This window comes from Micromonospora sp. U21 (assembly GCF_018070045.1).
Taxonomy (GTDB): Bacteria; Actinomycetota; Actinomycetes; order Mycobacteriales; family Micromonosporaceae; genus Micromonospora.
In genome coordinates this window covers 127,361-146,436 of sequence record NZ_JAGPYK010000014.1, presented here as the reverse complement: position 1 = coordinate 146,436, position 19,076 = coordinate 127,361, and the positions used below count along the sequence as shown (strand labels likewise).

The following is a 19,076-nucleotide window of genomic DNA, read 5'->3' as shown; positions in this document are numbered from 1 at the left end:
CGTGATGGATGCCTTACCGACGGCGCGGCCCGGTACTGCTGTGCGGATCCTGGCCACCACCGACCTGGGCGCGGCGTTCGTGCCACTGCGGACGAGTTACGGCACGGCCGGCACCTGCGCTGGCCTGGCGGAGCTGCTGGAGCGGGAGCGGGAGGCGCAACCGACCCTCTGGCTGGACGCGGGCGATCTTGCCGTCGGGCCGGTGCAACCGCTGCTCGGGCGCCGGCCATGGCAGGAGCTGGCGCAGCTGCCCATCGACGCGGCCGCCGCCGGCAACCACGAATTCGACGAGGGCGTGCCGGCGCTGCGGGCGGCTGCCGGGCTGTTGCCCTATCCGGTGCTGTGCGCGAACGTCGACGTCGGCCTACCAGCGTCCACGATCATCGACACCTCCGGTGGTCCTGTTGGTGTGGTCGGCGTGACCCACCCGTTCACGCACCGGTTCGCCGTCGCCCCGCCGCCGCTGGACGGATGGCCACAACGGGTCGCCGAGCTCAGCGCCGACCTGCGCGCCGACGGCGCTCGCTGGGTGGTCGTCCTGCTGCACGACGGCGTGGACTGGTGGCCGCAGCCGGGCAGCACTGCCACGGGCGCCCGAAGCGACCGGCTGGCCGCGCTCACCAGGCCGTGGATCGGCAGCGTCGATCTCGTCCTGGGCGGGCACACCCCCGGCTCCTGGGTGGGCACACTCGATGGTGTCCCGTTCGGGCACCCGCACATCTTCGCGGCGTCCGTCCTCGTGGCCGACCTGCCGTCCGGCGCCGGCCGCGCCCGGATCCGTGGCGTCCATCCGGTGCCCGGCCGGCGACCGCCGCGACGCGATCCGGCCGTCGACGCTCTCGACGCCGCGGCCGCGAACGTCCTCGGGCAGAGCCGACACGACTGGTTGGGCCGTACCGGCGCTACGCACTACCTTCCCCGTCTCATCGCTCGAGCACTGCGCGAAAGCACCGGGACGGACGCGGGGCTGGTCCTCGCCAGCGAGCACACCAACCAGGGCGCGGTGGACGGCGCGGTGGCCGCGCTGCCCGCCGGGCCGGTCACCGAACTGGACCTCATGCGCCTGTTCGGGCAGGCGGACGACCGCCCAGCGGTGATCCACCTACGAGCGGGCGAGTACCGCACGCTCCTGCGAGCCGTGACCGCCGTCGCCGACCCGGCCAACCCCGCCGGCGATCATGTCTGGTGGAACTGGGGCCGGATGCCGCCCGGCATCAGCACCGGTGCCGTCGAGCCCACCACGGTCGCGGTGGCACCGTTTCTCGTACCTCGTCTCGCCGAACTGCTCGACCGCCCCCTCGACAGCGAGTTGGCGAGCGTCGGGGCTCGCCAGGCCCTGCTCGCCGTCCTGCCGTGAGTCGGATGCCAGCGGCTCGGCACAGGTTTATCCGGCAATCATCGGGTAACGGCAGAAGGTGACCTCTGCTGATCAAATGCCCGATCCCAGCCCGCAGGAGCAGCCCTACCCCGGCGAGACCGCCGGCATGGACCCTCGGCCCCGCGACGAGATGGCCGAATACACCGGCCGCGACCTGCTCCGAGGGAGGCGGGCCCTGGTGACCGGTGGTGACTCGGGCATCGGGCGTGCCGTCGCGGTCGCGTTCGCCAAGGAAGGCGCGGACGTCGCCGTGGCCTACCTCAGCGAGGACGACGACGCCCGGCGTACCGCCGAACTGGTCGAGGCGACGGGACATCGGTGCGTGCTGCTCCCGGGCGACCTGGCCGACCCCCGGCACTGCGCCGAGGTGGTCACCCGCGCGGTACGAGAACTCGGCGGCCTGGACCTCCTGGTGAACAACGTCGCCTACCAACAGAACGCCAACTCGCTCAGCGAGATCTCCGAAGAGCAGTGGCAGCACACCTTCGCGGTGAACATCCACAGCTACTACCGGGTGACCAAGGCGGCCCTCGACCACCTACCGGAGAACTCGGCGATCATCAACACGGCCTCGATCAACGGGCTCAAGGGCAATGGCCATCTGATCGACTACTCGGCCACCAAGGGCGCGATCATCGCCCTTACCTACTCCCTCGCCCAGTCCCTGATCAAGAAGCGGATCCGGGTCAACTGTGTCGCCCCCGGACCGGTCTGGACGCCCCTGATCCCCGCCACGTTCCCCGCGGACAAGGTGCAGGAGTTCGGCCAGCAGGTGCCGATGGGACGCGCCGCGCAACCGGACGAGATCGCTCCCTCGTACGTGTTCTTCGCCAGCGACCAACTGTCGTCCTACTACACGGGCGAGGTGCTCGCCCCGATCGGCGGCATCACCCTGCCCGGCTGACGACCAGCGGAACCCCGCTTCTGGGAGCCCGATCGGTGAGAGGGTGACGGGCAGGAGCGGCACGGACCGGTCGAGGAGAACGGCATGCGGATCGGGTACAAGCTGTCCACCGAAGGATTCGGCCCGAAGGAGATCATCCGACAGGCGGTCCGCGCCGAGCAGGTGGGCTTCGACTTCGTGGAGATGAGCGACCACTACCACCCGTGGCTGGATGTCCAGGGTCACTCGTCGTTCACGTGGACGGTGTTCGGGGCGATCGCCGCGCAGACCGAGCGGATCGGCCTGGCCACGGGGGTGACCTGCCCGACGGTGCGCTACCACCCGGCGATCATCGCGCAGGCGGCCGCCACTCTGGCGATCGTCTCCGACGGCCGGTTCACCCTCGGCGTGGGCGCCGGCGAGCGGCTCAACGAGCACGTCGTCGGCCAGGGGTTCCCCGGCGCGCACGGGCGGCACGAGCGGCTGCGCGAGGCCTTGGAGATCATCCGGCTGCTGTGGTCCGGTGGCTACCAGTCCTACGAGGGCAAGCACCTCCAGCTGGAGGACGCGCGGGTGTTCGACCTGCCGGAGCAGGCGCCGGTCATCGCCGTCGCGGCCAGCGGCCCCGCGTCGGTGGCGATCGCCGCCGAGCTCGGCGACGGGCTGTTCGCCACCGAGCCCGAACCCGACCTCGTGCAGGCCTACCAGCGCGGCGGCGGGACAGGGCCGCGCTACGCCGAGGTGCCCGTGGCGTGGGCCACCGACGAGCAGCAGGCCGTGCAGGCGGCCTGGCAGACCAGCCGGTGGGCGGTCACCGGCTGGAAGGTGATGAGTGAGCTGCCCAATCCGGTCAACTTCGATGCCGCGTCCCGCACGGTCACCGAGGACGACATCCGGCAGCAGTTCGCGGTCGGCCCCGACCCCGAGACCCACGTCCAGGCGGTGCGGAAGTACGTGGACGCGGGCTTCGACCACCTCGTGCTGCAGAACGCCGGTCCGGACCCCGACGGTTTCCTCGACTTCTTCCGTGACACTCTCGCCGACCGCCTCCGCGCGCTCAGCTGATGGTCGCCAGCAGATCGCGGCAGGCCTGCTCGCAGGCCCGGCACACATCGGCGCAGATCCGGCAGTGTTCGTGCATCTGCGCGTGCCTGGCGCACTCGTCACCACAGGACCTGCAGGCGGTGGCGCAGGCCTCCAGCAGGGTGCGAGTGATGTTGGCGTCATAGCCGGTGTGCCGGGACAGCACCCGGGCGGTGGTGGTGCAGATGTCGGCGCAGTCCAGGTCGGTACGCACACACTTGGTCAACTCGGCGACGCTGTCCTCGCTCAGGCAGGCGTCCGCGCAGGCCGTGCACGCCTGCGCGCAGCCGTTGATCGTGTCGATGGTCGCGGCCAGCTTCGCCCGGTCGAGGTTGATCGACTTCGGATAGGTCTCCAGCATCGCCATGGTGATCGTCATGGTCATCTCCTTGATCGGCTTCCGGTCCACCTGCGCTACCCACCTGCGTCCTGGCCATGCCCGAGACGGCCGAGGAGCCTGTGCGGGCTGGCGTGGCCGGCGCCGTCAGTCGGCGACGACGAGGGCCTGCGGAGCGGCCTGCTTCATCCTGGTACGCAGCCACTTGAGCTGGATCGCCGTCTCCCCCTCGCAGCCCTGCACCGTCGCGAGCAGGTCCTCGTCCCGGACCCCGTAGGCGGCCTGTCCGACGACGGTCCAGGCGATGTCGCACTCGGCCGCCATCAGGTACAGGTCCTGCAGGTCGCGCAGGAGACCGAGGCCGCCGGTGCGGGTGCCGGTGAACAGCTGCGAGTGCAGCCGGTCCGGTTCGTCGGGTGCCTCCTCGGCGTAGCGGGCGGCGAACGGCTGCAGGCGTTCGGCGTGTGCGTCGCAGCGCTGGGCCTGCTGCTGGCAGAGGTGCTGGATGTCGGGCTCGTCGGCGTGGGCCTCGGCGACCTGCCGGAACGCGTCCGCGAGGTTGACCTGTGCGCGGTGCAGCAGGCCGAGGTAGTGGGCGAGGTGCACGGTTCACTCCTTCCCGCTGGTGGCCTGGGCGGCCGGTCCGCCGACGGTCGCCGGCACGTCGGCGTCCGGGGGCGGTTCGCTGCCGCCGACCGTCGGCGCCGGCGAGGGTACGCCCCGCCCGTCGGCGAGTTTCGTCACCGCGACGGCGGCCACCTTGAAGATGGGCTGCTTGGAGATCGCGTCCCAGGCGGTGATGGTCAGCTCGTTGGCGGCGCGCGGCGTGCGCTCGGTCGGGTCCTGGTCGAAGTGGCCGTAGTGGAACGGCAGGAACACCACGCCGGGGCGGATGCCGCAGAGCCGGGCGCGCGCCTGTATCGCGCCGCGCGCGGAGGAGACGCCGACCAGGTCGCCCTCGGCGATGCCGAGCCGGTCGGCGTCGGCCGGGTTGAACTCCACCCACACCTCCGGGGCGGCCTGGTTGAGCTGCGGGGCGCGGCCGGTCTTGGTGCGGGTGTGGAACTGGTAGACGGTACGCCCGGTGGTGAGCAGCATCGGGTGTTCCTCGTCGGGCACCTCGGGTGAGGGCTGGTAGTCGACGACGTGCAGGAACGCCCGTCCCTTCAGCTCCTTGGCGCGGTACTCGGGCTCGGTGAACTCCGCGCCCGTGGCGAGATCCTGGCCGTACGTCTCGCAGTAGTCGGGGTCGGTGTTGAACCGGCCGTCGGTGTAGAGCCTTTCGGTGCCGTCGGGGTGGTCTTCGTTGCAGGGCCACTGGATGCCGGAGCCGCCGCGCAGCCGCTCGTAGGTGATGCCGGTGTAGTCGCACGGCCGCCCCCGGGAACACTCCTTCCACGCCTCGAACACCTCCTCCGGCCCGGTCCACCGGATCAGCGGCGCGCCGTCACGGTCGCGGAAGTCCATCCGCCGGGCGTAGTCGAGGAAGATGTCCAGGTCGGCGCGGGCCTCGCCGGGCGGGTCGACGGCCTTCTCCGAGATGTGCACGGTGCGGTCGACGTTGGTGAAGGTGCCGGTCTTCTCGCCCCACGTCGCGCCGGGCAGCACCACGTCGGCCAGTTCGGCGGTCTCGGTCAGGAAGAGGTCCTGCACCACCACGAACAGCTCCGGCTGCCGGAGGATCCGCCGGATGCGCGACAGGTCGGGCAGGGATACCGCCGGGTTGGTGGCGGAGATCCAGAGCAGCTTGATCGAGCCCTGCTCGGCGTACCGGAAGATCTGCATGGCGTGCGTTGGCGGCGCCCAGTGCGGGATGGTGTCGACCTCGACGTTCCACAGCCGCGCCAGCTCCGCGATGTGCTGCTCGTTGTCCCAGTTCCGGAGGCCGGGCAGGTCGCCGTCCGCGCCGGTTTCCCGGGTGTTCTGTGCCGTGGGCTGACCGTTCATCTGGTAGATCCCCGCGCCCGGACGACCGATCATGCCGCGGACCAGGTGCAGGTTGTTGACGGCGCAGGAGGCGGCGGTGGCCTGGTTGGACTGGTAGAAGCCCTGGAGAACCGTCGACAGCAGCCGGCGGGAGGTGCCGAGCAGCTCGGCGGCGCGCTCCACGTCGGCGGCCGGGACGTCGCAGATGTCGGCCACCCGGTCGGGTGGATAACCGTCGACCGTCCGGCACAGCTCCTCGAATCCGAGTGTGTGCGCGTCGACGTAGTCGGGGTCGTACCAGCCGCGCTGGATGATCTCGCGGAGCAGTCCGTTCATCAGGGCCATGTTCGTGCCGTTACGGACGGCGAGGTGCAGGTCGGCCTCCCGAGCGACCGGGGTGGCGCGTGGGTCGACCGCGAGCATCGCCGGCGGGTTCGGCCCGCGCCGCCGGTCCAGCATCCGCATCCAGAGCACCGTCTGGGTCTCGGCGGCGTTGTGGCCCCACAGCGCGATGGCGTCGCAGTGGTCGATGTCGGTGTACGAGGCGGGCTGCCCGTCGGTGCCGAAGCTGGCCTTCAGCGCCGCCGCGGCCGTGGCGGTGCACAACCGGGTGTTGCCGTCCATGTGTGGGGTGCCCAGGCCGGCCTTTCCGATCACACCGAGCGCGTAGTACTCCTCCAGGAACAGCTGCCCCGTGGTGTAGAAGCCGAAGTGACCCCACCCGCCCGGTCCGTCCAGTAGTTCCTTCGAGCGGGCGACGATACGGCCCATCGCCGTGTCCCAGTCCGTCTCCACCAGGCGGTCGCCGTCGCGGACCAGCGGACGGGTCAGCCGGTCCGCGCTGTGGTTGGCCTGCCAGCCGTAGAGATCCTTCGGGTCGAGCCGTCCCCGATTGACCCGGTCGGCCGCGCGGCCACGCACCCCGACGATCCTGCCGCCGGCGACCGCGATGTCCATCGCGTCTCCGTTGGAGTGCAGCACCGACGCCGACTGGGCCCACCGATCGACGTCCGCCTCGGTGCGGTCACCGTCGAGGAACCGGTCCACCCGGACCGGCCATTCCTGCCCCGGCCCGTACGGGGTCCGCTCACCCCACGGATCAGCGATCCGGTCAACCATTCCGCGCTCCCCTCGTCGACTCCTCGAACGCCGCCCACACCGGCATGGGCCGACCCGACACCCGCCCGTACAGCCAGTCCACCACGGTGACCAGCACCACGGCGCCGGCAGCGATGAGCAACTGCGTCGGGGTGCGGAGCAGGCCCAGACTCACGATCAGCGTCGTCGCGCCCGCCGGGGGATGCGACGCCTTCAGCAGCACCAGCACCGACGCGGTCACCGCCAGCGACCCGGCCGCCGCGACGATCCGCAGCCCGTCGACCCCCTCCTGGAGCGCCGAGGGGTCGTCGGACAGTCCGCAGGCGACAAGGAGCGCGTACCCGGCCAGCAGGGCCACCCCATGCCCGATGAGGGTGTTGCGTGGCGACGACTGGGGCGCGCCCGGCTTCTCCACGTGCAGCATCACCGCCGGCCCGAGACTGGGAAACAACCACGGCTGATGGGTGAGGACCGCGACCACGCCGGCAACGACGACCGCCAGCGCAGTGCCCGCGAAGGCGTGCACCGACCGCCGCGCCTGCCTCATCAGACTCCCCCTCCGCCTCTGATCGTCACACTTCTCCCGTCCTGGTCAGCACAAACACCCAACAGTCGTCGCACTTCGCCGCGGGACCGCCCACCGGTCGGCTCGAGCGGCCCGTCCGGTCCCCGGACGCGGCCGTCACCGCGGGTCGTCGAAGCCCTCCGTGGCACGCTCCCGGCGCAGGTGTGCCAGCGCCCGCCGGCCCAGGTCGGTGTCCTCGCGGCCGAGCGCCTGGTACATCGCCTCGACCTTCTCGTACGGCTGTGCCGGCGGGAGCAGCGGGATCGCCGGATCCACCATCGCCTCGATGAGCGTCGGCCGGTCCGCCGACAGGGCGCGGTCCCAGGCCGCGTCGACCTCGGTGGGCGTGGTGACCCGAACTCCGTGCAGGCCCAGCAGCTCGGCCCACCGGGCGTACGGGGCGTCGGGCAGGCGCTGGGACTCGACGAAGCGGGGATCGCCCTCCATCTCCCGCTGCTCCCAGCTGACCTCGGCCAGATCCCGGTTGTGCAGCACCAGCACCACGAACCGCGGGTCGGCCCAGTCCCGCCACCGGTGCGCGACGGTCAGCAGCTCGGCCAGTCCGTTCATCTGCATCGCCCCGTCACCGGCTAGCGCCACCATCGGGCGGTCCGGGGTGGCGAGTTTCGCGGCCAGCCCGTACGGCAGCGCCGAGCCCATCGAGGCCAGGGTGCTGGACAGGTGCGCGTCGACGCCGACGGGCAACCGCAGGTGCCGTGCGTACCAGTAGGTCACCGACCCGACGTCCACCGACACCTGCGCGTCGGTGGGCAGCCGGTCGGTGAGGGCGTGCAGCACGTACTGCGGGTTGAGCGGGTCTGCGTCGGCGGTGGCCCGCTGCTGGGCGATGTCCCGCCAGCGCGTCACCTCGCCCTCGATGCGCTGCCGCCAGCTCCGGTCAGGTCCGGGCGTGAGCAACGGCAGCAGAGCACGGATGGTCGTGGCGGCGTCACCGAGCAGCGGCACCTCCACCGGATACCGCATGCCGATGCGTCGTCCGTCGATGTCGATCTGCACCGCCCGTGCCTGACCGGGAGCGGGGTAGAACTCGGACCAGGGGTCGTTGCTGCCGACGATGATCAGGGTGTCGCACTCCCCCATCAGTACGCTGCTGGCGGTGCTGCCCAGATGCCCCATCACGCCGGTGTGGAACGGCAGGGACTCGTCCAGCACCGGCTTGCCCAGTAGCGACGCGGCCACGCCCGCACCGAGCGCCTCAGCCAGGTCAGCCACCTCGGCGACGGCGGCGCGGGCGCCCTGTCCCACCAGAATCGCCACCCGTTGGCCGGCATCCAGCAGGTCGGCTGCGGCACGAAGGTCGTCGGCGCGGGGGCGCAGCTCGGGCACCGGCATCCCGGGGCTGGTCACCATGATCCCGTGCTGACGCGCGCCCAGATCGGGGGCGGGCGCGGTCTGCACGTCGTGCGGCAGGATCACGCAGGCCGGGCTACGGGTCGCCAGGGCGGAGCGGATCGCCCGGTCGAGCAGCATCGGCAGTTGCTCGGCCGTGTACGCGGTCTGCACGAACTGGGAGCAGACGTCGCCGTAGAGCCGGACCAGGTCGATCTCCTGCTGGTAGCCGCTGCCCAGTACCGAGGTCACCTGCTGGCCGACGATCGCGAGCACCGGCTGGGAGTCCAGCCGCGCGTCGTAGAGGCCGTTGAGCAGGTGCACCGCACCTGGCCCCTGGGTGGACAGGCACACCCCCAGCCCTCCGGTGTACTTCGCGTGCCCGCAGGCCATGAACGCCGCCGTCTCCTCGTGCCGGGCCTGCACGAACTCCGGTCGGCCAGCGCGGCGCAGCGCGCCCATGACCCCGTCGATGCCGTCGCCGGAGTAGCCGAAGACCCGGTCCACATCCCAGTCCCCCAGTCGGGCGACCACCAGGTCCGACACTGTCGCGTTCGCCATCGCCGCCTCCTCGTTTCGAACCGCTCTCCAGCATGTGGCGGTACCCCCGGCTGCTGTCGTGAACCGGACGGACAGCACCAGTTCGGGTTCCGGTGGTGGCCCGCCCGCTCTCCCCTGCGCGCGCCCGGAGCGAGAGGGAGTCTCCGGCGGCCTGAACGTGACATTTCGTCACGAGTTTGGTCGGTCGCACCGTCGGGCACCTGAGTTGGCAACGCACCCGGAGGAGGACTGTGATGCCCGCGCGCAAGGACATGCCGGCGACGCTGAAGCGGTCGCCCAAGAAGGCGCAGGACACCTACGTCAAGGCGCACGACTCGGCGGTCGAGGAGTACGGCGAGGGCGAGCGCGCCCACCGCACCGCCTTCGCCGCCGTCAAACACGCGTTCGAGAAGGTCGGCGATCACTGGGAGGCCAAGTCTCGCAAGGGCCCCAGCGACAGGCAGGCGGCGCGTGGCCGCGGGTCCAAGGCAGGACGGACGGCCGGTGGCGTCGATGCCAACGCCAGCAAGGAGCACCTGATGGACGTCGCCCGGAAGCTGGAGATCCGAGGCCGGTCGCGAATGACCAAGCCCCAGCTGGTCGAGGCGATCCAGAAGGCCAACAGGCGCAGCACCAGCGCCGCCAGCCGCGCGTGACAGAGGCTGAACCACGCCCTGCCCGACGCACCCCGCTGCGGATGCCGGTGCCGCGAGCGGCCTGAGCGCCACGCCAGCGACGAGGCGCGCCACAGCGGCGCCGGTGACCACGCCAGCCGGGTGACGGGATCTGACCAGCAACCAGTGACCCTGCACGGGTTTGTCCGCCTGAGAACCGGGAATCGCGGCGACCTTACTCTGGCCTTGACAGGAGCGGACGCACGATGACGCAACGTTCCACGGCCACCACCACCGCCGCCCGACCCGGCGCGGACGTGCTGACGCTCGGCGTGGAGGAGGAATACCTGCTCATCGATCCGGAGACGGGCGTGAACATGCCGGTGGCCGACCAGGTCCTGACCGCTCTGTACGGCGGCGCCCGCGAACAGAGCCGCCAGGAGTTCCGGCACAGCATGATCGAGATGGTCACGCCCGTCTGCACGGACCTCGACGAGCTCCGGAACCAGCTCGTGGAGCTGCGCGGGGCCGCGTCGCGGGCCGCCGTGAACGCGGGAGCCCGCCTGGTGGCGGTCGGTGCGACCCCCGTCGCGGAGCCACACCGCTCGGTGCCGGACCGGCCGCGCTACCACGCCATGTCACACCGCTACGGACCCGTCGCCCACGACCCCGCCGTCTGCGGATGCCACGTCCACGTCGGCATCCCCGACCGGGAACTCGCCGTGCAGGTGTGCAACCACCTGCGGGTCTGGCTGCCGGTCGTCCAGGCCATCACCGTCAACTCACCGCTGCACGACGGGGCCGACACCGGCCACGCCAGCTGGCGCTCGATGCAACTCGAACGCTGGCCCAGCATCGGCCCCACCCCGCACTTCACCTCCGCCGCCGACTACGACGCGACCGTCGCCGCGCTGGTCACGGCCGGAGTGATGCTCGACGAGGCGATGGTCTACTGGTACGCCCGCCCGTCCGCCTCCTACCCCACTGTGGAGATCCGGGTCGGCGACGTGTGCTCCACCGTCGACGACACCGTGCTGGTCGCCGGGCTGGTCCGCGCGCTGGTCGCGACCGTGATCGAGGACATCCACGCCGGAATCGCCGCGCCCCGCGTCCGAGGCTGCCTGGTCTCCGCCGCCCACTGGCGGGCAGCGCACGACGGGCTCGACGGCACCCTCATCGACCTGCGCGCCGGCGGAGCCCGCCCTGCCTGGGACCTCATCGACGAACTCTTCGCCACCGTCGCACCGGCGCTCCTGCGCCATGGCAACCTCGGCTACGTGCTGGCCCAACTGGGCAGGCTACGCCGCGACGGCACGGGCGCCCGCCGACAGCGCCGAGCGCTCGAGCGCACCGGAGACCTCAACGCCGTGCTGGATCTGCTGGCGGCACAGACCAGCGCCCAGTGACGGCGTCTCCCGCGCGGCGCCGGTTCTGCCTGGTCGAGACCTCGCCCCGGTACAGGCCCTACCTCCGCCGTCCCGGTACGGCTTGGGCGACGGCGCGCGGCAGTGGGCTCACATCGGAACGGCGTTCGGGACGCAACGCCGCGTGCCGCTGGCCGGGACCGGCGCCGTCGCGGGCGGCGAGGGCATCCGCGACCGCCCCGGTGACGAACCCGTAGACGGACTGGTTGGGCACGTACACGTGCCACGCTGCGGTCGGTACGCCTCCCCTCCGGTGGGGCAGCGGGTGAGCCGAGCGCGACGCTGTGGATCGAGCCCCAGCCCGCGCACCCCTCACGGGATGGCAGACAGCTGGACCCTCAGCTTTGCCAGCGCCCGGGCAAGCAGCCGGGAGACGTGCATCTGAGACACGCCGATCTGCTCGGCGATCTCCTGCTGCGTCAGGTTGCCGTGGAAGCGCAGTGCGATGATCTTCTGCTCCTGGTCGTTCAGGGCGGCGAGCGCCGGCACGAGAGCCACCCTCAGCTCGGCGAGGGCGAGGTCGTTGTCGTCGCCGCCGAGCATGTCGCCCAGCTCCCTCGATGAGGTGCCGTCGCCGAACGGGGTGGACAGTGAAACCGCGTTGTAGGCGCGGGCACCTTCCAACCCCTCAAGGATCTCCTCCTCGCTGAGGTCCAGGTGTTTGGCGATGTCGGCGACGGTCGGCGAGCGGCCGAGCAGCTGGGTGAGGCTGTTGTTGGCCTCGGCGATGGCCATTCGCCGCTCCTGAAGCCGGCGGGGCACACGGATGTCCCAGGTGCGATCGCGGAACTGGCGCTTGATCTCTCCCACGATGGTGGGGATCGCGTAGTTGGCGAAGTCGACCCCACGCGACGGGTCGAACCTGTCGATCGCGTTGATCAGGCCCAGTGCCGCCGTCTGCGCCAGGTCCTCGCTGGGTTCGCCGCGGCCGCTGTAACGCCGGGCGAGGTGATGGGCCATCGGGAGCCCGGCCTCGATGGCCCGATCCCGAGCGGCGGGCCGGGACGGATGGTCGGCCGGCAGCGCGGCCATCACGGCGAGGTGGTGGCTGGCCGGCGACTCAGGCGCGTTGCCCTCGCCAGCCAGGCTGTTTGTCGGCGTGGGCCGACCCGTCGAGGTGGTGATCATGAGCATCGTCCGCGGTCCGATGTGGGTGCTGTCCGGTTGCGGTCACGATCACCGATGGCGTGCCGAGGTGGACCTTCCGCCATGAGGACGCCGACCGGGGCCGTCATGGCGTCGTGGCGGTCGCGACCACCGCGAGGGGATGCCGCACCTCGCCCAGACCGGGGCGGGCTGCCAGCCTCCGCAAACCTGTGCCCCGGTGGACAGGACACCAGGCGAGCCTTCACGGCTCGTGCGGTAGCTGGATCGCCGGTCACGTGCGGACCTCCCAAGACTCGGGATCGTGTCGGGCACGTGGCTTGACCCAGAGGAGAGCCTAGAACGGGTGGCGGACTTCTGCCACCGGTGCTGCGCCAGCCGCGGTGCCCGGCCTCCTGCCTGAGGTCAACCTCAGCGGTTGCGTGGTGTCACCAGGCCGGATTCGTACGCGAGGACCACGAGTTGGGCGCGGTCCCGGGCATGGAGCTTGGCCATGGCCCGGTTGACGTGGGTCTTGGCGGTCAGTGGGCTGATCACCAGGCGTTCCGCTATCTGGTCGTTGGACAGGCCCTGCGCGACGAGGGCGACGCTCTCGCGTTCGCGGTTGGTCAGCCCCTCCAGCCGCGTGTCAGCGGCTGAGTGGAGCGGCTCGGTGACGTACCGGTTGATCAGCTTTCGGGTGATCGACGGTGCGAGCAGGGCGTCGCCGCGCGCAGCGACGCGCATGGCGTGCAGGAAGTCCTCCGGCTCGATGTCCTTGACGAGAAATCCGGCGGCACCGGCGCGCAGGGCGTGGAAGACGTGTTCGTCGAGGCCGTAGTTGGTCAGGATGACGACGTGCACCCGGGCCAGGGCCGGGTCCGCGGCGATGCGCCGGGTCGCCTCGATGCCGTCCATGACCGGCATCTGGATGTCGATGAGCGCGATGTCGGGCAGGTGCTCCCTGGCCAGAGCCAGGCCCTCCCGCCCGTCGGCCGCCTCGGCCACCACCTCGATGTCGTCCTCCACGTCGAGGAGCGCGCGGAAGCCGCTGCGAAGGAGCGGCTGGTCGTCGACCAACAGGACGCGGATCATGACGTTCGGCCCACGGGTAGCTCAGCGAGGACGCTGAAGCCGCCCTCGTTGCGTGGTTCGGCGCGGAGGCGACCGCCGAGGGCGGTGACTCGTTCGCGCATCCCGAGCAGCCCGACGCCGGGTATCGGGGCGATGTGTGGCGTTGCCGTGCCGTCGTCGTCGACCCGGATCGCGAGGGCGTCCGGACGGTAGTCGATCCGGACCGATGCCGTGGCGGCGGTGGCGTGCCGGGCGATGTTGGTGAGGGATTCCTGAACGATCCGGTAGGCGGTGCGGTCCACCGCGGCCGGCACGTCGGGTCGGTGTCCCTCGATCGTCAAGGTCGCGTCCAGGCCGGTCATCCGGGCCCGTTCCACCAGCTCCGGCAGGTGATCGAGCCCATGCGGCGGGGTCGTGCCGTCGTCGCGCAGCGTCTCCAGGGTCGCGCGCAGTTCCCGGTTCGCCTCACGACCGGCATCGCGGATCGCCAGCAGGGACTCCGGCACCTGCTCTCCGCGCTTGCGGGCCAGGTGGACGGCCACCTCGGCCTGCACCTTGATGATCGAGATCTGGTGGGTGAGCGAATCGTGCAGCTCCCGCGCGATGTGCAGCCGCTCCTCGTCGGCGCGCCGCCGCGCGGTCTCCTCCCGGGTGCGCTCGGCGTCGTCCGCCCGCCGCTCGGCCTGCCGCAGCGCTTCCCCAGCGGCACCGGCGGCGACCAGCCATGCCAGCTCGAGGGCACCCCGGGCCCGTGCGAGCGCCTCCCCCACGGGCATGTCCTGCGGCAGGGCGAGGGCCGCGAGCGGGAGGGCCGCCAGCATCAGCACAGCCGCCACGACCGTGACGACGCGGTGGCCCGCCCGCACGGCGGCGTACACCGCGAACAGGAACGCGACGGCGGGCACGTCGAAACCGACCGCCTGGTAGCCCACCGCGCAGAGCCCGGTGACGGCCAGGACGGGAACCGGAGCCCGGCGGCGTGCCGCCAGTGCCAGTCCACCGGCCGCCAACAACGCGTAGCCGAGCAGGTCGGCACCCGCTGCGGAATGGTCCCCGGACCGCCCGGCGACCAGCAGCACCGCCGCCACGCAGACCGCGATCGCCCAATCTCGGAAACCCGCCGGAACACCGGACCGTCCTGTGCTCATGCGCGCACCCTAACCGGATGCCGTCGCGGGGCGACTCCTGCTCACGGAGGAGCGGACGCCTACCGCGCACGCAGTACCTGCGCGGCGCCTACCGCGTCTGCGGCAGCCGGGTGCGCCACCGGCGGCAGCGCGACATGCATCCGGCTGCGGGACGACCGGCGGCGCTCCAGGCGAGATGCTCAGGCTCCTATCGAGAAGCACGAAAAGGAGCGAACCATGAGCCGATTCGGAGCCCTGATGTCCGTCCGACTTGTCCTTACCGCTGCCGGAGCCGTCCTGATCGGAGGTCCCGGGTTCGCCGCACCGGCGGCCGCGCACGCCTCGGCCCAGCCGATCGCCGCCGGGGTCGACACCATGAGCGCCGGGCGACTCGGGGCATCCGTGGCCGCCGTGCTGGGGCTGGCCGGCGTGCTCATCGGTGGGCTGGCTCTGGTCCGTCCCACCAGTCGTCTCGGCACCGGCAACGGGCGACTCGGAGCGATGATGGCCCTGGCAGTGGGGCTGATCGGCATCGCCCTCGGCGGCCTGGTCGTGGCCACCTCCGACAGCGGCATCGGCACCGGCAACGGGCGAGGGGGTGCCTATGTGGCCCTGGTGGTGGGGCTGATCGCCGTGGTCCTCGGTGGTCTGGCTCTGGCTCGCTCCCGCCGCGCCGGCTGACGGTCGACCGCGACTGCACGGCTGGTGCGACGGCCGACCTCGCCCGTTGCGGGGCATGCCTCCGATGGACCATCTTCGGCTGTCTATTGCCGTGCGGCAGAACGAGTGGTAGTCATCTTGGTGATGGTTGATCACCAAGCGACCCAGGAGGCGGCGATGATCGTTGCCGCGCCCTGGCCAAACGGCCGCGACCCGGTCACCGACCAGCCCTCCGACCGCGTCGCCGCGTCCAGCCGCCCGAGCACACGGGCGGTCGGCGTCACGACCAGGTCTGTCCGGTAGGGATCGACCACAGAGTGTTCGAAACCCGTGACCCGTCCATCGCACTAAGGCATCGGGGTACGGGTGGCGGGCCCCGCCGCGCCGGCGGCGGTGATCCCCGCAGCCGGCGCGGCGCAACCCGGAGCGGCCCCGCCCTCGACGTGCGGGGCGCGCCGGCCCGGGACACGAGCGTCCCGATCCCGACCGGATCCACCGGTGGCGCCAGCGACCGCTGCGTACCTCGGGCGCGGCCCCCACCCCGCCGATCGGGCAACCCGGCACGATCCCCCGCACCCCTGAGAAAGGTGGACCCATTCATGAACCACCCGCAGAACGAAGGGCTGAGCCGGCGCCGCATGCTGGGCGGAGCAGCCGGACTGGCCGCTGGAGCCACGGTGGTCGCGGCGGGGCTGCCGTCCGGTGCCGCCGCCGCTCCGGCGCGGACCGCGCCCGACGTCGCCCGCTGGCGCAGGCAGGCCGCGCACGTCACGATCACCCGCGATGACTGGGGCATCCCGCACGTGGTGGGCAGGACGGACGCCGACGCGGTGTTCGGAATGATGTACGCCCAGGCCGAGGACGACTTCAACCGGATTGAGAGAAACTATCTGGTGAGCCTCGGTCGCCTCGCCGAGGCCGAGGGCCAGAGTGCCATCTGGCAGGACCTGCGCCAGCGGCTGTACGTCGACCCCGGGGAGCTGAAGCGCGACTACGCGCACTGCCCGTCCTGGCTGCGCAAGCTGATGCAGGCCTGGGCCGACGGGCTGAACTACTACCTCGCGACCCACCCCGAGGTTCAGCCGCGTGTGATCAGGCGGTTCGAGCCGTGGATGCCGCTGAGCTTCTCCGAGGGCAGCATCGGCGGCGACGTCGAGCGGGTGCCGCTCAGCCAGCTCGAAGCCTTCTACAGCGGGCGCTCAGTGCCGATGACCGATGAGGAACGCGGGCTGCTGTTCCGCGAGCCCAGCGGCTCGAACGGCATGGCGATCGCGCCGAGCCACACGCGCAACGGCCACGCGTTGCTGCTGATCAACCCGCACACCAGCTTCTTCTTCCGCTCGGAGCAGCACGTGACGAGCCGGGAAGGGCTCAACGCCTACGGCGCGGCCACCTGGGGGCAGTTCTTCATCTACCAGGGCTTCAACCCGAACACCGGGTGGATGCACACGTCCAGCGGCGTGGACAACGTCGACGAGTTCGCCGAGACGATCGTGACCGGGGCGGATGGCCGGCACTCCTACCGCTACGGGAACGCCCTGCGGCCGGTGCGGACGAAGACGATCACGCTGTCGTATCGCACGGCGGAGGGCAGGCTCGCCCGCCGCAGCTTCGCCACCCTCGCCACGCACCACGGGCCGATCGTCCGGGAGGCGGACGGCAAGTGGATCGCGTTCGCGCTGATGAACAGGCCCGTCGAGGCGCTGCAGCAGAGCTTCCTGCGCACCAAGACGCGGGACTACGCGGACTTCATCCAGGTGGCGGGCCTCAAGGCCAACAGCTCGAACAACACGCTCTTCGCCGACTCCAAGGGGGAGATCGCCTTCCTGGTGCCGCAGTTCATGCCGGTCCGCGACGATCGCTTCGACTACCGCAGGCCCGTCGACGGCAGCGACCCGGTGACCGACTGGCGCGGACTGCACAGCCTCCGCAGTCTCCCGCAGGCGGTGAATCCGAGAAACGGCTGGGCGTTCAACACGAACAACTGGCCCTGGACCGCGGCCGGCCCGGACAGTCCCGACGCCGCCGACCATCCGCGCTACTTCGACCAGGCCGGGGAGAACCCCCGCGGGCCGCAGGCGATCCGGGTGCTGAGCGCGCGGAACGACTTCACCCCGCAGACGCTCATCGCAGCGGCCTTCGACACCTACCTCACCGCCTTCGCCCGGCTCGTGCCCGGGTTGGTGGCGGCCTGGGACAAGCTGCCCGAGGGCGACCAGCAGAAGACGGCGCTCGCTGGCCAGATTGGCCTGCTGCGCGGCTGGGACCACCACTGGAGCGCGCAGTCGACCGCGACGTCGCTGGCGGTGTTCTGGGGGGAGTCGCTCTGGGCGCCCCTGGCCCAGGCGGCGCGAGACGCGGGCATGTCGATGTGGGACTACCTGGCCGAGCGCGCCACCGACGCGCAGCGGCTCACGGCGCTCGAGGCCGCGGCGGATCGGCTGACGCAGGATTTCGGCAGCTGGCAGGTGCCGTGGGGCGAGATCAACCGCTTCCAGCGCAACGACGGCGCGATCGTCCAGACGTTCGACGACGCCAAGCCGAGCAGCCCGGTGCCCTTCACCTCGGCGCAGTGGGGCTCGCTCGCCTCGTTCGGGGCGAGGCGCTACCCGGGAACGAAACGCTACTACGGCACCAGCGGCAACAGCTTCGTGGCGGTCGTGGAGTTCGGGCCGAGGCTGCGCGCCTGGGCCGTGACGGCGGGCGGCGCGAGCGGGCACCCGGACTCGCCGCACTTCAACGACCAGGTCGAACGCTACGCGAGCGGCAACCTCCGGCCCGTCTACTTCTACCCGGACGACCTCAAGGGCCATGTCGAGCGACGCTACCGGCCGGGTAGCTGACCAGTCGCCGCAGGCGACCTCATCGGTGGGGCGCTCCTTCAGCCGGAGACGCTGACACCGACGTAGGACAGTTCGTCGGCGCCGTCGCGTGTCCCGGCCGGCCACCCGGTCCCCGCCCGCGTCGGCGCCGGCGCTGTCCCTGCCCCGGCTCTCTTCGGACGACCTGATGGTGAAGTGCCACCACCCGTGCCGCTCAGGACGTGGCGAGGGTGTGGAGCGTTTCGGTGGTCGCCGGGTCGGCCGGAAAGAAGGCCTCGACGGCCAACCCCGAGACAGTGACATCCAGTGGCGTGCCGAAGAGTGTCGTGGTGCTGACGAAGGACAACTCCTGGTCGTTGTGGCGGTACCGGAGCGGAATGACGACGCGCGAGACGGCGTCGTTCATCGGTGCCGCGTTGGCGTTCCCGCCGGGATAGCCGCGAAGCTCCTCGTGCAGTTCGTACAGAAACGGGTCGTTGGTTGTCGCGGCCTGCTGGCGCAGCCGGTTGAGCAGGTGGGCGCGCCACTCCGGCAGATTGAGAATTCGTGATGCCATGCCGTCGGGGTGCAGGCTGAGCCGCAGCACGTTGACCGGTGGGGTGAGGAGGTGGGGCTGCGCGCCGGCGGTGAACAGGGCGACCGCAGGGTTGGCCTCGACGAGATGCCAATGTTGGTCGATGAGTACCGCGGGGTACGGGCCGTGCCCGTCGAGGATCTGCCGTACGGCCGCACGTACCGGCGCCAGTTCCGGATCGCTCAGCTCGTGGCTGGGGTAGGCGGGCGCGTACCCGCTGGCGAGCAGCATCCTGTTGCGCTCCGCCAGCGGCATCTCAAGCTGCTCCGCCAGCCGCAGGATCAACTCCGGGCTCGGGCGAGATCTCCCGGTCTCGACGAAGCTCAGATGCCGGGCCGACACCCCCGCCTCGATCGACAGGTCGAGCTGACTCATCCCGCGAGTTCGGCGCCAGTCGCGCAGCAGCTCCCCCACTGGTCGCCCGGGCCTGGTCACGGTCGTCACGCCACCGACCCTAATGACCGCAGCGGCGCACAGACCATTACCTGCGACGTAATCGACAGCCCGCCACGGCGCCGGAATCATCTCCTCCAGACCC

Annotated in this window: 16 protein-coding genes; 7 read left to right on the top strand and 9 right to left on the bottom strand. The window is 71.2% G+C overall.

What is annotated here, in order from left to right; genetic code table 11:
* Positions 1–4: 4 nt before the first annotated feature.
* From KBX63_RS19750 to KBX63_RS19740, 3 genes are all read left to right on the top strand, one after another.
* A complete protein-coding gene (locus KBX63_RS19750; RefSeq protein WP_210912768.1) occupies positions 5–1,357 on the top strand; it encodes a metallophosphoesterase in 1,353 nt (450 codons plus the stop codon).
* A gap of 76 nt (positions 1,358–1,433) precedes the next feature.
* Positions 1,434–2,282: an SDR family oxidoreductase gene (locus KBX63_RS19745; RefSeq protein ID WP_210912767.1), complete on the top strand. Its 849-nt coding sequence runs from the start codon at positions 1,434–1,436 to the stop codon at positions 2,280–2,282.
* Between the two features lie 84 nt (positions 2,283–2,366).
* A complete protein-coding gene (locus tag KBX63_RS19740) occupies positions 2,367–3,326 on the top strand; it encodes a TIGR03557 family F420-dependent LLM class oxidoreductase (protein ID WP_210912765.1) in 960 nt (319 codons plus the stop codon).
* Here KBX63_RS19740 and KBX63_RS19735 read toward each other — a convergent pair.
* From KBX63_RS19735 to KBX63_RS19715, 5 genes are all read right to left on the bottom strand, one after another.
* On the bottom strand, positions 3,319–3,723 hold the full coding sequence (locus KBX63_RS19735; protein ID WP_247662702.1) for a four-helix bundle copper-binding protein: 405 nt from the start codon (positions 3,721–3,723) through the stop codon (positions 3,319–3,321). The two genes, KBX63_RS19740 and KBX63_RS19735, sit on opposite strands and share 8 nt — an antisense overlap.
* Before the next feature lie 105 nt (positions 3,724–3,828).
* Positions 3,829–4,287 carry a hypothetical protein gene (locus KBX63_RS19730; RefSeq protein WP_210912763.1) on the bottom strand — a complete coding sequence of 153 codons (459 nt, stop codon included), beginning with the start codon at positions 4,285–4,287 and terminating at the stop codon, positions 3,829–3,831.
* A gap of 3 nt (positions 4,288–4,290) precedes the next feature.
* On the bottom strand, positions 4,291–6,726 hold the full coding sequence (locus KBX63_RS19725; protein ID WP_210912761.1) for a molybdopterin oxidoreductase family protein: 2,436 nt from the start codon (positions 6,724–6,726) through the stop codon (positions 4,291–4,293).
* Entirely contained in the window at positions 6,719–7,252 is a 534-nt protein-coding gene (locus KBX63_RS19720; RefSeq protein ID WP_210912759.1) for an HPP family protein, read from the bottom strand. Before KBX63_RS19720 ends, KBX63_RS19725 begins: the two co-directional genes overlap by 8 nt.
* A gap of 135 nt (positions 7,253–7,387) precedes the next feature.
* The gene (locus KBX63_RS19715) at positions 7,388–9,181 is read right to left on the bottom strand and encodes a thiamine pyrophosphate-requiring protein (protein ID WP_210912757.1); all 1,794 of its coding nucleotides are present in this window, start codon (positions 9,179–9,181) and stop codon (positions 7,388–7,390) included.
* A 233-nt stretch (positions 9,182–9,414) separates the two neighbouring features.
* Here KBX63_RS19715 and KBX63_RS19710 point away from each other — a divergent pair, with 233 nt between their 5' ends.
* Positions 9,415–9,816, top strand: coding sequence for a ChaB family protein (locus KBX63_RS19710; RefSeq protein WP_210912755.1), 402 nt, complete (start codon positions 9,415–9,417; stop codon positions 9,814–9,816).
* A 224-nt stretch (positions 9,817–10,040) separates the two neighbouring features.
* Positions 10,041–11,180, top strand: coding sequence for a glutamate--cysteine ligase (locus KBX63_RS19705; RefSeq protein ID WP_210912753.1), 1,140 nt, complete (start codon positions 10,041–10,043; stop codon positions 11,178–11,180).
* 330 nt (positions 11,181–11,510) lie between these two features.
* On the opposite strand, the gene KBX63_RS19700 is transcribed toward KBX63_RS19705, so the two are convergent.
* The 3 genes from KBX63_RS19700 to KBX63_RS19690 all read right to left on the bottom strand — a co-directional run bounded on the left by KBX63_RS19700 (position 11,511) and on the right by KBX63_RS19690 (position 14,503).
* A complete protein-coding gene (locus tag KBX63_RS19700) occupies positions 11,511–12,326 on the bottom strand; it encodes a SigB/SigF/SigG family RNA polymerase sigma factor (RefSeq protein WP_210912751.1) in 816 nt (271 codons plus the stop codon).
* 387 nt (positions 12,327–12,713) lie between these two features.
* Complete coding sequence (locus tag KBX63_RS19695; protein WP_210912749.1) at positions 12,714–13,376, bottom strand: response regulator transcription factor; 663 nt, start codon at positions 13,374–13,376, stop codon at positions 12,714–12,716.
* Positions 13,373–14,503, bottom strand: coding sequence for a sensor histidine kinase (locus KBX63_RS19690; RefSeq protein WP_210912747.1), 1,131 nt, complete (start codon positions 14,501–14,503; stop codon positions 13,373–13,375). The genes KBX63_RS19695 and KBX63_RS19690 overlap by 4 nt, the downstream gene beginning before the upstream one ends.
* A gap of 216 nt (positions 14,504–14,719) precedes the next feature.
* Here KBX63_RS19690 and KBX63_RS19685 point away from each other — a divergent pair, with 216 nt between their 5' ends.
* Together KBX63_RS19685 and KBX63_RS19680 are read left to right on the top strand one after the other, a co-directional pair.
* The gene (locus KBX63_RS19685) at positions 14,720–15,163 is read left to right on the top strand and encodes a DUF6223 family protein (protein WP_247662701.1); all 444 of its coding nucleotides are present in this window, start codon (positions 14,720–14,722) and stop codon (positions 15,161–15,163) included.
* A gap of 578 nt (positions 15,164–15,741) precedes the next feature.
* Positions 15,742–17,985, top strand: a complete 2,244-nt coding sequence (locus KBX63_RS19680; protein WP_210912744.1) for a penicillin acylase family protein — start codon at positions 15,742–15,744, stop codon at positions 17,983–17,985.
* 193 nt (positions 17,986–18,178) lie between these two features.
* On the opposite strand, the gene KBX63_RS19675 is transcribed toward KBX63_RS19680, so the two are convergent.
* Positions 18,179–18,982, bottom strand: coding sequence for a helix-turn-helix domain-containing protein (locus KBX63_RS19675; protein WP_210912854.1), 804 nt, complete (start codon positions 18,980–18,982; stop codon positions 18,179–18,181).
* Positions 18,983–19,076: the final 94 nt, after the last annotated feature.

What these genes read in the sequence shown, in the direction of transcription:
- KBX63_RS19750 (WP_210912768.1), top strand. Translation starts at nt 5, where the DNA reads ATGGATGCCTTACCGACGGCGCGGCCCGGTACTGCTGTGCGGATCCTG.
- KBX63_RS19705 (WP_210912753.1), top strand. Translation starts at nt 10,041, where the DNA reads ATGACGCAACGTTCCACGGCCACCACCACCGCCGCCCGACCCGGCGCG.
- KBX63_RS19715 (WP_210912757.1), bottom strand. Translation starts at nt 9,181, where the DNA reads ATGGCGAACGCGACAGTGTCGGACCTGGTGGTCGCCCGACTGGGGGAC.
- KBX63_RS19685 (WP_247662701.1), top strand. Translation starts at nt 14,720, where the DNA reads ATGAGCCGATTCGGAGCCCTGATGTCCGTCCGACTTGTCCTTACCGCT.
- KBX63_RS19745 (WP_210912767.1), top strand. Translation starts at nt 1,434, where the DNA reads ATGCCCGATCCCAGCCCGCAGGAGCAGCCCTACCCCGGCGAGACCGCC.
- KBX63_RS19700 (WP_210912751.1), bottom strand. Translation starts at nt 12,326, where the DNA reads ATGATCACCACCTCGACGGGTCGGCCCACGCCGACAAACAGCCTGGCT.
- KBX63_RS19680 (WP_210912744.1), top strand. Translation starts at nt 15,742, where the DNA reads ATGAACCACCCGCAGAACGAAGGGCTGAGCCGGCGCCGCATGCTGGGC.
- KBX63_RS19690 (WP_210912747.1), bottom strand. Translation starts at nt 14,503, where the DNA reads ATGAGCACAGGACGGTCCGGTGTTCCGGCGGGTTTCCGAGATTGGGCG.
- KBX63_RS19725 (WP_210912761.1), bottom strand. Translation starts at nt 6,726, where the DNA reads ATGGTTGACCGGATCGCTGATCCGTGGGGTGAGCGGACCCCGTACGGG.
- KBX63_RS19710 (WP_210912755.1), top strand. Translation starts at nt 9,415, where the DNA reads ATGCCCGCGCGCAAGGACATGCCGGCGACGCTGAAGCGGTCGCCCAAG.
- KBX63_RS19740 (WP_210912765.1), top strand. Translation starts at nt 2,367, where the DNA reads ATGCGGATCGGGTACAAGCTGTCCACCGAAGGATTCGGCCCGAAGGAG.
- KBX63_RS19735 (WP_247662702.1), bottom strand. Translation starts at nt 3,723, where the DNA reads ATGACGATCACCATGGCGATGCTGGAGACCTATCCGAAGTCGATCAAC.
- KBX63_RS19720 (WP_210912759.1), bottom strand. Translation starts at nt 7,252, where the DNA reads ATGAGGCAGGCGCGGCGGTCGGTGCACGCCTTCGCGGGCACTGCGCTG.
- KBX63_RS19695 (WP_210912749.1), bottom strand. Translation starts at nt 13,376, where the DNA reads ATGATCCGCGTCCTGTTGGTCGACGACCAGCCGCTCCTTCGCAGCGGC.